The sequence below is a fragment of the Rhodoferax sp. RT4P68 genome (assembly GCF_056521305.1).
Map to the genome: position 1 here is coordinate 238266 of NZ_JBWMBB010000008.1, position 13631 is coordinate 251896.

A 13631-nucleotide genomic window follows, 5' to 3' on the forward strand; every position below is an offset into this window, starting at 1 on the left:
TCGGCAGGGCGTGCGAATGCCCTGATCAACCTTCCGGCCGTGCACCTTCGCGTGTCATCAACGCGGCGGCCGAGGCGCGTGTCTCCACCCCCAGCTTGGCGTAGGCATGCTCCAGGTGCTTGTTCACGGTGCGTGGCGACAGGCCCAGGATCTCGCCGATGTCGCGGTTCGTCTTGCCCTTTGCCAGCCAAGAAAGCACCTCGATCTCGCGCGGCGTCAGCTCAGCCTCGCGCAGCCGCGAGCTGGCCTGCGCGCGCACCTGCAGCAGCGCCATCGCCTCGCCCATGCCGGCCGCGCCGATCCACTGCAGGTGCAGGTCTTCGCCCCCCTGCGTGCCCAGCAGGGCGGCGCCGCCGCCGGCCGCGCGCAGTGGCGCCACCAACGGGTCGAGAAAGGCCGGCCACTGCTCGGCCGGCCGGCCGGTGAAGCGGCGCAGCCACTCGGCCGCGCGCGGCGAGCGCCAGGCGATGCGGCACTGGTGGTCCAGCAGTAGCACGCCCTGGCCGCCCACGTCCACCGCCTCGCGTGCCAGGCGCGACACGCGCGCGTTGCGCACATGCGTGGCCAGCCGCGCCAGCACCTCGTCGATCTTCAGCGGCTTGACAACGTAGTCCACCCCGCCGGCCTCGAAGCCGGCCACGATGTGCGTCGTCTCCGACAGCGCCGTCATGAAGATGATGGGCACGTGGGCGCGCTCGGGCAGGGCCTTGATGCGCCGGCAGGTCTCAAAGCCGTCCAGCCCGGGCATCAGCGCGTCCAGAAGGATTGCGTCCGGCGTGACCCATTCCAGCGTCTGCAAGGCGGCCTCGCCACTGCGCGCGACCAGCACGCCGTAGCCGGCCGCCTCCAGTGCGTCGACGAGGAAGCCCAACGCGTCCGGCGCGTCGTCGACCACCTGCACGACCAGGCGCTGCTGTGGTGGCAGCGCCGCCGTCATTCCCGTTGCAACCATCGCAAAAGACTCTCCAGATCGACCCGCTCGACCAGTTGTCGCAGGTAGTCGCATTCACGTTGGGTGGCCGCGTCCGCAGCGGCGATGCGCGCGATGCCGCGCTTGAGCGAGCCCACGTCGCCGATGCGTGCGAGCCAGATCAGCTCGGCCGTGGCCTCGTGGGGCAGTGTATGGGCCAGCGCTTCGGCGGCCTCGCGTGGCACCGGGGCGGGCGGCTCCTCGTGGATCCATTCGAGCTGCAGCAGGCGCTCCAGCTGGCCCAGCAATTCGGACTCGGCCACCGGCTTGGTCACGAAGCCGTTGCAGCCGCTGCCGTCCAGCTGCTCGGGCGCATGGAAGACGTTGGCCGACACCATCACCACCGGCAACGCGGCATGGCCGGCCTGGCGCAGCGCGCGGCAGGCCATCCAGCCATCCATCTCGCCCATGTTCACGTCCAGCAGCACCATGTCGGGCGCGTGCGCTGCCACGGCCTGCAGGCACTCCGGCCCGCTGGCCGCCTCCTGCGTGGCAAAACCCAGCGGGATCAGGATGGCGGCCATCAGCTGGCGCTGCTCGGGCTGGTCGTCCACCAGCAGCAGGCGCTTGCGCTCACCGCGGTAGCCGATCACGCGGCGGTGGTTGTCCACCTGGTGGTGGTCGATAGCGGTCAGCTCGCGCATGTACAACCGCAGCCGAAAGCAGCTGCCGCGCCCGACTGTGCTCTCGACCGACAGCTCGCCACCCATTAGGTCGGTCAACAGCCGCGTGATGGCCAGGCCCAGGCCGGTGCCGGGCTCGTGCGCCAGGCGGCCCGAGCTGCCGCGCTCGAACGGCAGAAAGATGCGCTCCAGATCGTGCGGGGCGATGCCCGCGCCGGTGTCTTCGATCTCGAAGCGCGCCACCTCCATGCGGTGCGACACCCGCAGCACCACGCGGCCGGTGGCGGTGAACTTCATGGCATTGCTCAGCAGGTTGAGCAGGATCTGGCGCAGCCGCTTGGCATCGGCCTGCACGTAGGAGGGCAGGGCCCGCGTGGGAAGTTCCAGCACGAAGTCCAGCCCCTTCGCATGGGCCTGCGGCTCGACCATCTTGACCAGGTCGTCCAGAAAATCGCGCAGCGAGATGGCCGAGGTCTCGATGCGCATGCGGCCGGCCTCGATACGGGCCAGGTCCAGCATGCCGTCGATCAGGCTGGCCAGATGCTGGCCGCTGCGCTGGATGGTGGCCACCGGGCCGCGCACGGCCTCGCTGTCGGCGGTGCGCAGCAGCACCTGCGAATAGCCGAGGATGCTGTTGAGCGGCGTGCGGAATTCGTGGCTCATGCCGGTGACAAAGCGCGTCTTGGCCAGGTTGGCGGCCTCGGCCACCTCCTTGGCCTTTTGCAGCGCGGCGTCGGTGCGCTCGTGCGCGTCGATCTCGCGCAGCAGCAGCTGGTTCTGGTGGTTCGATTCGTCCTGCGCCACCTGCCGGCTCTCCACGCCCAGCACCACCCACCAGGCGCCCACGGCCAGCAGCAACAACGCCAGCGTGTAGACCTTCTGGAAGCCGCTGAACATGGCGGCGCGCGCGGCCTCGTCCAGCCCGGCCGCCACCGCGTCCTGGTAGTAGACCAGCCCCATCACGGTGGTCAGCAGCAGCACCAGCGAGGCCAGCACCACGAGGTAGTGCGTCAGCCGAAAGTTGATGGCCCGGGCCATCGCGGCAGGTAGCAGCCGGCGCAGCAGGTCCTGCGTCTGCTCGGCCGCGCTGGACCGGGTCTTGCAGCGGTCGTGGCAGCGCGATTCCAGCGTGCAGCACAGCGAACAGATGGCCGCGCCATAGGCCGGGCAGAACGACATGTCTTCCGATTCGAAATGGTTCTCGCAGACCGAGCAGGCCACGCTCTCGCCCGGCTGCCACAGCGCCGCACGCGGCCGCGCGATGTACCAGCGCCCGCGTGTCGCCCAGGCCAGCAGTGGCGCGGCCACGAGCGCCGTGCCCAGCGCCAGCAGCGGCGAGAAGGCGCGCGCCGCCGGCCCCAGCGCACCGGCATAGCTGGCCACGCCCACGGCACCGGCCAGCAGCGTGGCGCCCACGCCCACGGGATTGATGTCGTACAGATGCGCGCGCTGGAACTCGATGCCCTTGGGCGACAGGCCGAGCGGCTTGTTGATGACCAGATCGGCCACCAGCGCGCCGACCCAGGCGATGGCGATGTTGGCGTACAGGCCCAGCACTTCTTCGAGCGCGCGGAACACGCCCAGCGTCAGCAGCAGGATGGCGATCAGCACGTTGAACACCAGCCACACCACGCGCCCCGGGTGGCTGTGCGTGAGCCGCGCGAAGAAGTTCGACCATGCCAGCGAGCCGGCGTAGGCGTTCGTCACGTTGATCTTGATCTGCGAGATCACGACGAACACCACGGTGATGGCCACCGCCCACGCCGGGTCGCTGAACAGCAGGCCGTAGGCGGCCAGGTACATCTGCGTGGGGTCGAGCGCCTTGTCCAGCGGCAGCTCGATCTGCAGCACCAGGTAGGCCAGCAGCACGCCGCCCAGCATCTTGAGCATGCCCGGCACGATCCAGCCCGGCCCGGCGGCCAGCACCGCGCCCCACCAGCGCCAGCGGTTCTGCGCTGTCTTCTCGGGCAGAAAGCGCAGGAAGTCCACCTGCTCGCCGACCTGCACCACCAGCGCGAACGCCATGGTGGCGGCCGAGCCGAACATCAGCCAGGAGAACGTGCTCTCGCCCGAGGTGTAGCCCGACAGCCCCGGCAGCTGCGCGAAGATGCCCGGGCTCTTGACCAGGATGGCGATGAACGGCAGCACCAGCAGCGCCAGCCAGACGGGTTGCGTCCACGACTGCAGCCGGCTGATGAAGGTGATGCCATACATCACCAGCGGAATCACGACGAGAGACGACAGCAGGTAGCAGGCCGTGATCGACCAGCTGGTGAAGTACAGCTGCAGCGCCGAGGCCATGATGGCCGCCTCCAGCGCGAAGAAGATGAAGGTGAAGCTCGCGTAGATCAGGGAGGTGATGGTCGAGCCGAGGTAGCCGAAGCCGGCGCCGCGCGTGAGCAGGTCCATGTCGACGGCGTAGCGCGCCGCGTAATAGCTGATCGGCAGCGCGGTGAGGAAGGTGATGGCGCCCACCAGCACGATGGCCCACAGCGCGTTGGCAAAGCCGTAGTTGAGCGCCATGGCGGCGCCAATGGCCTCCAGTGCGAGGAAGGAGACGGCTCCCAGCGCTGTGTTGGCGACGCGAAATTCAGACCAGTGGCGCCGCGCCCGCGGTGTGAACCGCAGCGAGAAATCCTCCATCGTCTCGTTGGCGACCCAGGCGTTGTACTCCCGGCGGATGCGGAAGATCTTCTGGGCAGGCGCGGGGGAGGGGGCCTCGGTGGTGTGCATGAAGGTGGGAACTCATGCAATAAACGTACCCCCGGCCGCGGGCACCGTGGCGCCGTGCCACGCCGCGTACGGCGTGTTGGTGACCAAATGCCGGTTGAGGTCCGGCGCGCCGTCGGTCCACCACACCGGCCCACGTTCGCCGAGCCCGCGCTTGGCGGCATCGACATCCCGGCGCGCCGCCTGTTCGGCCGCAGGGTCCGCCGCCCGCAACGCTGCCGCAACCGCGCGGCGGGCCGCCATCAGGTTGGCGACGAGCGCGTCGCGCTCTGCCTGCGTCAGGTCGCCTTTTCAGTGGCCCGCTGCTTGCCGCGGCGCGACAGCATGTTCAGAATCTCCACCACCATCGAGAACGCCATCGCCGCGTAGATGTAGCCCTTGGGCACATACACGCCGAAGCCATCGGCGATCAGCACCGCGCCGATCATCAGCAGGAAGCCGAGCGCCAGCATCACCACCGTCGGGTTGCGGTTGATGAAATTGGCCAGTGGCTCAGCGGCCACCAGCATGACGATGACGGAGATGATCACGGCGATCACCATGACCGCCAAGTTGTCCGTCATGCCCACTGCCGTCAGGATGGAGTCCACCGAGAACACCATGTCCAGCAGGATGATCTGGACGATCACCGAGGAGAACCCAATCTTCGCGGTCGTGCCGGTATCGAACACGTCGCCGGTCGGCGCTGGGTCGACGTTGTGGTGGATTTCCTTGGTGGCTTTCCAGATCAGGAACAGGCCACCGACGATCAGGATCAGGTCGCGCCAGGAGAACTGGGTCTCGAACGTGGGCTCGCCGTTGGCGCCGAGGGGGCCGGTCCAGCCTAGGTCGAAGACAGGCGCCGTGAGCCCGACCAGAAACGCAATCATCGACAGCAGCAGCAGCCGCATGCCGAGCGCCAGGCCGATGCCAATCTGGCGCGCGCGCTTGCGCTGGGATTCCGGAAGCTTGTTCGACAGGATGGAGATGAAGATCAGGTTGTCGATGCCGAGCACGATCTCCATGACCACCAGGGCTGCGAGCGCGGCCCAGGCAGCGGGCTCCGAAAAAAGGGCCTGCAAACTTTCCATGACGTACCTTCCCCCGTTTGATTTAGGCGCGCATGATGCAGCGCGCCACGGCGATCAGCCCCAATAGCCATGATGCCGCTGCGGGATTCATCACCCGGCGCAAGCAGGCGCGCGCCCTGTTGTCTGCGCGCGCGCCTCGCAGTGGTCAGTGGTCCGAACAGCCCGATGCGCCCCCTCAGCCGATGGCTGCGCGGCAAACCGCCGCCAGGCTGCGGGTCAACGGTTCGAAGGCCTGGAGTAAGCGCAGACCCGTGCTGCCAAAGACGGAACGCGCGGACTCCAAAGCAGTGGCATCGAGGGCCAGGCAGTGCGCACGCATGCCAGCGCCGCGCAGTGCATCCACCGCCCGGCGCGCATCGTGCAGCAGGTGCTCCGCTTCGAACACATCGATGTCCCAAGGCTCCCCATCGCTCAGCAGCACCAGGCTGCGGCGCGGTCCTGCTTCCTCGGCCAGAAGTGTCTGCGCGTGGCGCAGCGCGGCGCCCAGGCGCGTGGAATGGCGCACCGGCAACGAGGCAATGGCTGCTGCGTCGCACACCATGCCGAAGTCGACCGCGCGCCAGTAGGCCACCTCGGCGCGGCCGTTGGAGGCGAAGCCGTGCACGGCCACGCGTGCGCCCTGGGCCGCGAGCTGGCGCGCCAGCGACAGGGCGGCCTGCTGCTGCGCGGCCTGCACGGTCTGCGGGCCGCCCCGCCACGGCGCCAGCGTGGAGTGCGACAGGTCGAGCAGCAGCAGCACGCTGGCGCGCATGGGCGGGGCCGTGCGGCGAAACACATGCCCATCCCACATGTGGCCCCGGCGGCGGTCTGCCAGCGCGGTGACGGCCGCCGACAGGTCCAGCAGTTCGCCCTCTGCCGCCAGTGGCAGGCGGCGCGGGCGTGGGGTGGGCACCGGGTTGCGACGCGCCAGGCTGCGTTCCTGCACGCGGCACCAGGCCGGGCGCCACAGGCCCAGCTTGTCATGCCATTCGCCGTAGTGGCGTTCGCGTAGCACGACGACTGCTTCGGCATCGGCGCCTGCGCCTGTGTTGCCAGCGGCTTGCGCATCGGTGTAGGTGCGGCTGCTGGCCGTCTGGACCGATGCGCCGGCTGGCACAGGCAGAGGGTCAGCCTCGGCACTGCGCGCATGGTCCCAAAGGTAGCTGTGGTCGTCGCGGTACGCGGTGTGCGGCCGGTACTGTGTGTCGAACGGCACGCGCATCTGGCCCAGCATGTTGGCCAGCACCAGGGCCAGCTGCGTGAACTCGGCGGGCGGTGCATCGGCCGGCAGCGCCCAGAAGCCCTGCTGCGCGCGCTGCACCCAATGGTGGCTGTCGTGCGCTTGTGGGTCGGCCAGCGCGCGGTCGAGCCGGGCCATCAACGCGGCAAAGCCCAGGCCGCTGTGCGCCGTGGCGGGCAGAAAGGGCAGGAACCAGCGGCGCACACCGGGTAGGCCGGCGATCAGCAGGCGTTCCACGCGCGCGTCTTCCACGGCAGACAGCACGGCCAGCGCCAGTGGCTTGCGGCCCCGCGCATCGGCCCCCGCGCGCGAGTGCAGCAGGTGGGCTGCCGCATGGGCCGTGGCGGCGCGGTGCAGCGCGGCCGCGCCGTCTTGCGGCAGCAGCAGTTGCGTAGGGGACAGCACGGGCTGCACCAGGCCAGCCACCTCGGCCAGCGCGACAGCGCGCTGCGCGAGCGCCTGCAGCAACAGCCGCAGCGCGTCCAACGTCATGGATACAACGCGTCCACCAACGCGCGCAGCGCCTGCACGCGCTCGGGTGCATCGGACCATGCCTGCACCAGCGCCAGCTCGCAGGCCCAGCGCGGCTCCAGCCCCTGCGCCATCAGCTGCGCCGTGCGCACCAGCATGCGGGTAGACAGGGCTTCGACCGCCTCGGCGTCCAGTGCGCGCGTGCGCTCGGCCAGGCCGACCAGGCGCATCGCGGGCTCCGTCGCCAGGCCTGATTCGTGGACCACGATGGCGACCTCGACAGCAGGCGGCGGCGCCTCGAACGCCAGGGCGACGAATCGCTGCCGCGTGGCCGGCCGCAGGTCGCGCCCCGGCTGCGGGTTGTACGAGACCACCAGCTGAAAGCGCGCGTGCGCCGCCAGCAGTTCGCCGTTGCGCTCCAGCGGCAACACGCGGCGCGTGTCGGCCAGCGGGTGCAACACAGTCAGCGCATCGGGGCGCGCCTCGATCAGCTCGTCCAGGTAGCACAGCGCGCCGTGGCGCGCCGCTAGCGTCAGCGGCCCGTCCTGCCAGCGTGTGCCGTCGGCGTCGATCAGCCAGCGGCCCAGCAGGTCGCCGGCCGTCATGTCTTCGTGGCAGGCCACCGTCACCAGCGGCAGGTCGAGCTGGTGCGCCATGTGCTCGACGAAGCGCGTCTTGCCGCAGCCAGCCGGGCCCTTCAGCAGCATGGGCAGTCGCAGGGCGTGGGCCGCGTGGAACTGCGCGACCTCGTCGCCCACAGGCCGGTAGTAGGGCGTGCGGGTGATGCGCCATGCAGCCAGCGGGTCGGACGAAGGGGCGGCCAGCGGGGCGGCAGCCGGGCTGTCCACCGCCCGCGCCAGGGCGCTCACCGGTGCACCCCCACGCTCCCCGCTGCGCGAGGTTCGCTGCCCCCCGAGGGGGCGCGAGCTTGCTTGGGGCGGCCCGGCGCGGCGCTCACCGATGCTCCGGCAGCTGGTTCGGAATGCCCTCGATCGGGCACTCGGGCGTGCCCGGCGTGCCGCGCGTGAACGCCTCCACACGCTTGCGCGTGCCCTCCGGGTCCTTGATCCAGTCGGCATAGAAGCCATACGGGCAGGCCGCCACGCCATGCATGTCTTCGCCCGAGTTGATCTTGCCGGTGTAGCCGCGGTGCAGCAACTTGTAGAGGTGGTTCTGCGACTGCCCGTTCTTGCGCGCATCGCGGATCAGGTGCATCGAAAACTCCGCGTAGTTGATGCCCATCTCCTCCTCCCCGCACTCGCCCAGCGTGCGCCCGTCGAAGCCGATCAGCGCCGAGTGGCCGAAGTACGAATACACGCCGTCGAAGCCGGTCGCATTGGCCACCGCCACGTAGACGTTGTTCATGAACGCCATGGCCTTGGCGACCAGCACCTGCTGCTCCTTGGCCGGGTACATGTAGCCCTGGCAGCGCACGATGAGTTCGGCGCCCTTCATCGCGCAGTCGCGCCAGATCTCGGGGTAGTTGCCGTCGTCGCAGATGATGAGGCTGATCTTCAAGCCCTTGGGGCCGTCGCTCACGTAGGTGCAGTCGCCCGGGTACCAGCCTTCCACCGGCACCCAGGGCATGATCTTGCGGTACTTCTGCACGATCTCGCCCTGGTCGTTCATGAGGATCAGCGTGTTGTAGGGCGCCTTGTTCGGGTGGTCTTCATGGCGCTCGCCGGTCAGCGAGAACACGCCCCACACCTTGGCCTGCCGGCAGGCGGCGGCGAAGATCTCGGTCTCTTCGCCCGGCACCGTGGCGGCCGTCTCATACATCTCCTTGGCGTCGTACATGATGCCGTGCGTGGAGTATTCGGGGAACACCACCAGGTCCATGCCCGGCAGGCCGCGCTTCATGCCGATCAGCATCTCGGCGATGTTGCGCGCGTTGGCCAGCACTTCCGCCTTGGTGTGCAGACGCGGCATCTTGTAGTTGACGACGGCCACGCCGACGCCGTCCTTGCTGCTCGATATGTCGCCGTGGCGCATCGGTGAACTCCTGGTGTGGTGGATGACGGGCCACCAGTGTTCGCCTGCGTTGTGCGCAGCGCACTACGTTGAATGACGTATTCGTCCTGCGCAGGGTCGGGGATACCTTTCGTTGCACCGCAGCACACCAAACCCGGTGCCGCGAACGGTTCAACCCATAGGAGTGTCCATGTCCGCAGATCCCCGCCCCGAGTCCGTCCTGCGCCGGCGCATGTTGCAGATGGCTGCCATGTCGCCGTTCGCCGGCCTGTCGGCTGCCGCGCTGGCGCAGCAGTTCCCCACGGCCAAGGTGAACACCACCAAGCTGGCCGTGACCGATACCGAAGTCACGGTCGGCCAACTCCACTCCGCCAGCGGCACGATGGCGATCTCGGAGACCGGCTCGATCCAGGCCGAGCAGCTGGCCATCGACGAGATCAACGCCATGGGCGGCATCCTGGGCCGCAAGATCAAGGTCATCAAGGAAGACGGCGCGTCCGACTGGCCCACCTTCGCCGAGAAGAGCAAGAAGCTGCTGGTCAACGACAAGACCGCCTGCGTCTTCGGCTGCTGGACCAGCGCCTCGCGCAAGGCCGTGCTGCCGGTGTTCGAGAAAGAGAACGGCCTCTTGTACTACCCCACCTTCTACGAAGGCCTGGAGCAGAGCAAGAACGTCATCTACACCGGCCAGGAAGCCACGCAGCAGATCATCTGGAGCCTGGACTGGAGCGCCAAGGAGAAGAAGGCCAAGACTTTCTTCCTAGTCGGCTCCGACTACATCTGGCCGCGCACCTCGATGAAGATCGCGCGCAAGCACATCGAGACGGTGGGCAAGCTCGGCTCGGTCAAGGGCGAGGAGTACTACCCCCTGGGCCACACCAACTTCAACTCGCTGATCAACAAGATCAAGCTGGCCAAGCCCGACTGCATCTTCGCGGCCGTGGTCGGTGGTTCCAACGTGGCGTTCTACAAGCAGCTGAAGGCGGCCGGCATCACGGGCGACAAGCAGTTCCTCTTGACGCTGTCGGTGACCGAGGACGAGATGACCGGCGTGGGCGGTGAGAATTTTGCCGGCTTCTACTCGTCGATGAAGTATTTCCAGTCGCTGGAGAACGAGAACAACAAGAAGTTCGTCGCCGCCTTCAAGGCCAAGTACGGCAAAGACGCGGTGATCGGCGACGTGACGCAGGCCGGCTACCTCGGCCCCTGGCTGTGGAAGGCCGCGGTCGAGAAGGCCGGCAGCTTCGACGTCGACAAGGTCGTCGCCGCATCGCCCGGCATCGAGCTCAAGACCGCACCCGAAGGCTATGTGAAGCTGGACGCCAACCACCACCTGTGGAGCAAGGCGCGCATCGGCCAGGGGCAGAAGGACGCGAGCTTCAGGGTGGTCGCGGAATCTTCTGAACTGATCAAGCCCGATCCGTTCCCCAAGGGCTACCAGTAAGCACGGCCTGGCCCTCTCCCGGCATGGGAGAGGGCGCGTTCGGACACCACCTGGGAGCGACCACGCCATGACCCTTTCCGACATGTTCAACATCGGCCTGATGCAGGGCTTCGCGGGCCTGTCGCTGTTCGCCGTGCTCCTGCTGATGGGGCTGGGCCTGGCCATCATCTTCGGCCAGATGGGCGTCATCAACATGGCGCATGGCGAGTTCATGGCCATCGGTGCCTACACCATCTACATGGCCTCGACGATCACCGAGAGCCACTGGCCCGGCGCCATCGGCGTGTACTTTCCGATCGCCATCGTGCTGGCGTTCTTCGTCGCCTTTTTCTTCGGCTGGATCATGGAATGGGCGTTGATCCGCCATCTGTACAAGCGGCCGCTGGACACGCTGCTAGCCACCTGGGGCGTGAGCCTGGGCCTGCAGCAGTGCTTTCGCACCTTCATCGGCCCCAAGGAGGTCAGCCCCACGCTGCCGGACTGGCTGATGGGAGCCTGGGCACCCATCGAGGGCGTGGACATTCCGATCAACGGCATGTTCGTGCTGGTGCTCACGGCGCTGGCCACCGGCGGCGTGCTGCTGGCCATGCACAAGAGCCGCTGGGGCCTGCGCGTGCGTGCCACCGTGAGCAACCGGGTGATGGCCAACGCCACCGGCATCGACACCATGCGGACCGACCGGCTGACGTTTGCCATCGGCTGCGGCATCGCCGGCGTGGCGGGCGCGGCCTTCACCACCATCGGATCGACCGGGCCGACCTCGGGCCAGCTCTACATCGTCGATGCGTTCCTGGTCGTCACCTTCGGCGGCGCGGCCAGCCTGCTGGGCACCGTGGTCTCGGCCTTCGGCATTGCGCAGACGCAGTCGATCACCGAGTTCTTCATGACCGGATCGATGGCCAAGGTACTGACGCTGTCGCTCATCGTGTTGATTTTGATGATGCGGCCGCAAGGCTTGTTCGCCTCCAAGGTCAGACGCTGAACATGACTCCCCCTCGTTTCTTGCTCACTGCGTGTAGCCGAATCCTCCCTCAAGGGAGCAACACCAGCGGCCCGGCAGAGCCGGTTCCGCGGTGTTCCTGGCCTGGTGCCGTTGTGCGGCCCAAGTCGTGCGTTTGATTTGAACTGGAAGCAACAGATGGACACCATCAAAGCCCTGATCCACCGCTACCAGCTCGGCAGCGTGCTGCTGCTGGCTGTGTTCCTCGCGGTCGTGCTGCCGCTGTCGCTGGATCTGTTCCGGCTGAACCTGGTCGGCAAATACTTGACTTACGCCTTCGTCGCCGTCGGCCTGGTCATGGTCTGGGGCTACGGCGGTGTGCTGAGCCTGGGGCAGGGCGTGTTCTTCGGCCTGGGCGGCTACGCGATGGCCATGTTCCTGAAGCTCGAAGCCTCGGACCCGGAGACCACCAAGATCCAGTCCACGCCCGGCATTCCGGACTTCATGGACTGGAACCAGATCACCGAGCTGCCGCTGATGTGGCTGCCATTCAAGAGCCTGCCGCTCACCTTGATCCTCGTGGTGGCCGTACCCATGGCGCTGGCCTGGCTGATCAGCTTTGCGATGTTCAAGCGGCGCGTGGGCGGCGTCTACTTCGCCATCATCACGCAGGCCGTGGCGCTGATCCTCACGGTGCTGATCGTCGGCCAGCAGGGTTATACCGGCGGCGTGAACGGCATGACCGATCTGAAGACGCTGGGCGGATGGGACACGCGCACCGACAGCGCCAAGGTCATCCTCTACTTCGTCTGCGTGGCGCTGTTGATCGCCAGCATCCTCTTGTGCCGCTGGATCCAGACCAGCAAGCTCGGCACGCTGCTTCTGGCCATGCGCGACAAGGAAGACCGCGTGCGCTTCTCGGGCTACGACGTGGCCAACTTCAAGGTGTTCACGTTCTGCCTGGCCGCCGGGTTGTCGGGCATCGGCGGCGCACTGTTCACGCTGCAGGTGGGCTTCATGTCACCCACGCTGGTGGGCATCGTGCCTTCCATCGAGATGGTGATCTACGCGGCCGTCGGCGGGCGCATGAGCCTGGTCGGCGCGGTGTACGGCGCGCTGCTGGTCAACGCCGGCAAGACGCTGTTCTCCGAGAGCTTTCCGGACCTGTGGCTGTTCCTGATGGCGGCGTTGTTCATCGGCGTGACGATGGCCTTCCCGATGGGGCTGGCCGGGCTGTGGGAAGACAAGATCCGCCCCTGGTGGCGCGAGCGTGGCGCGGCCCGCAAGGCCTATGGCGAGCAGCTGGCCGCAGCGAAGTCTGCACCGCACGCGGCTGCTGCCGTTGCACCAGCCCCTGCCTCCGCGCCCGGCAGCGGCCCCGCAGTGCCCGACCCCGACCTGCACGGCCAGCGCGCCTGAAACACCGGGAGCATCTGAATGAGCAACACCGACTTCGCCCTGGCCGTGGAAGACCTCACCGTCTCGTTCGACGGCTTCAAGGCCATCGACACGCTGACCCTGTATGTGGACAAGAACGAGCTGCGCGTGATCATCGGCCCCAATGGCGCCGGCAAGACCACGCTGCTCGATCTGATCTGCGGCAAGACCAAGGCCAGCACAGGCAGCATCAAGTTCAACAACACCGAACTGACCGGCATGCCCGAGCACAAGCGCGTGCGCCTAGGCATCGGCCGCAAGTTCCAGACGCCGTCGATCTACGAGAACCTCACGGTGTTCCAGAACCTGGAGGTGTCGTACCCGTCGGGCCGCTCGGTGTTCGGCGCGCTGGCCTTCCAGTGCACCGACAAGATCAAGGCCGCCGTGCAGGCCGTCGCCGAAGACATCTTCCTGGCCGACAAGCTGGGCACCGAGGCTGGCCTGCTGAGCCACGGCCAGAAGCAGTGGCTGGAGATCGGCATGCTGCTGATGCAGGAGCCCGAGCTCTTGATGCTCGACGAGCCGATTGCCGGCATGAGTTCGCGCGAGCGCGAGCTGACGGCCGAGCTGCTCAAGCGCATCAGCGACAACCGCGCGGTCATCGTGATCGAACACGACATGGATTTCGTCGCCCAGATCGCGCACAAGGTCACCGTCATGCACCAGGGAAAGATCCTCGCCGAAGGGCCGATGGACCAGGTGCAGGCCGACCCCAAAGTCATCGATGTGTATCTCGGCCACTGACGCGACGCGAAG

Annotated in this window: 11 protein-coding genes; 4 read left to right on the forward strand and 7 right to left on the reverse strand. The window is 67.6% G+C overall.

What is annotated here, in order from left to right; genetic code table 11:
- Positions 1-25: 25 nt before the first annotated feature.
- From AC099J_RS18635 to AC099J_RS18665, 7 genes are all read right to left on the reverse strand, one after another.
- On the reverse strand, positions 26-952 hold the full coding sequence (locus AC099J_RS18635; protein ID WP_479616777.1) for a response regulator: 927 nt from the start codon (positions 950-952) through the stop codon (positions 26-28).
- Positions 934-4326, reverse strand: a complete 3393-nt coding sequence (locus tag AC099J_RS18640; protein ID WP_479616778.1) for a hybrid sensor histidine kinase/response regulator — start codon at positions 4324-4326, stop codon at positions 934-936. The genes AC099J_RS18635 and AC099J_RS18640 overlap by 19 nt, the downstream gene beginning before the upstream one ends.
- A 12-nt stretch (positions 4327-4338) precedes the next feature.
- Positions 4339-4566, reverse strand: a complete 228-nt coding sequence (locus AC099J_RS18645; RefSeq protein WP_479616779.1) for a hypothetical protein — start codon at positions 4564-4566, stop codon at positions 4339-4341.
- A 35-nt stretch (positions 4567-4601) separates the two neighbouring features.
- Positions 4602-5393, reverse strand: coding sequence for a TerC family protein (locus tag AC099J_RS18650; RefSeq protein WP_479616780.1), 792 nt, complete (start codon positions 5391-5393; stop codon positions 4602-4604).
- A 175-nt stretch (positions 5394-5568) separates the two neighbouring features.
- On the reverse strand, positions 5569-7104 hold the full coding sequence (locus AC099J_RS18655; RefSeq protein WP_479616781.1) for a nitric oxide reductase activation protein NorD: 1536 nt from the start codon (positions 7102-7104) through the stop codon (positions 5569-5571).
- A complete protein-coding gene (locus AC099J_RS18660) occupies positions 7101-7952 on the reverse strand; it encodes an AAA family ATPase (RefSeq protein WP_479616782.1) in 852 nt (283 codons plus the stop codon). Before AC099J_RS18660 ends, AC099J_RS18655 begins: the two co-directional genes overlap by 4 nt.
- Before the next feature lie 85 nt (positions 7953-8037).
- Complete coding sequence (locus AC099J_RS18665; protein WP_479616783.1) at positions 8038-9075, reverse strand: aliphatic amidase; 1038 nt, start codon at positions 9073-9075, stop codon at positions 8038-8040.
- 169 nt (positions 9076-9244) lie between these two features.
- Here AC099J_RS18665 and urtA point away from each other — a divergent pair, with 169 nt between their 5' ends.
- From urtA to urtD, 4 genes are all read left to right on the forward strand, one after another.
- A complete protein-coding gene (urtA, locus tag AC099J_RS18670) occupies positions 9245-10498 on the forward strand; it encodes an urea ABC transporter substrate-binding protein (protein ID WP_479616784.1) in 1254 nt (417 codons plus the stop codon).
- A 67-nt stretch (positions 10499-10565) separates the two neighbouring features.
- Complete coding sequence (gene urtB, locus AC099J_RS18675; protein ID WP_479616785.1) at positions 10566-11480, forward strand: urea ABC transporter permease subunit UrtB; 915 nt, start codon at positions 10566-10568, stop codon at positions 11478-11480.
- 156 nt (positions 11481-11636) lie between these two features.
- Positions 11637-12857, forward strand: coding sequence for an urea ABC transporter permease subunit UrtC (gene urtC, locus AC099J_RS18680; RefSeq protein WP_479616786.1), 1221 nt, complete (start codon positions 11637-11639; stop codon positions 12855-12857).
- A gap of 18 nt (positions 12858-12875) precedes the next feature.
- A complete protein-coding gene (gene urtD / locus AC099J_RS18685) occupies positions 12876-13619 on the forward strand; it encodes an urea ABC transporter ATP-binding protein UrtD (protein ID WP_479616787.1) in 744 nt (247 codons plus the stop codon).
- Positions 13620-13631 lie beyond the last annotated feature (12 nt).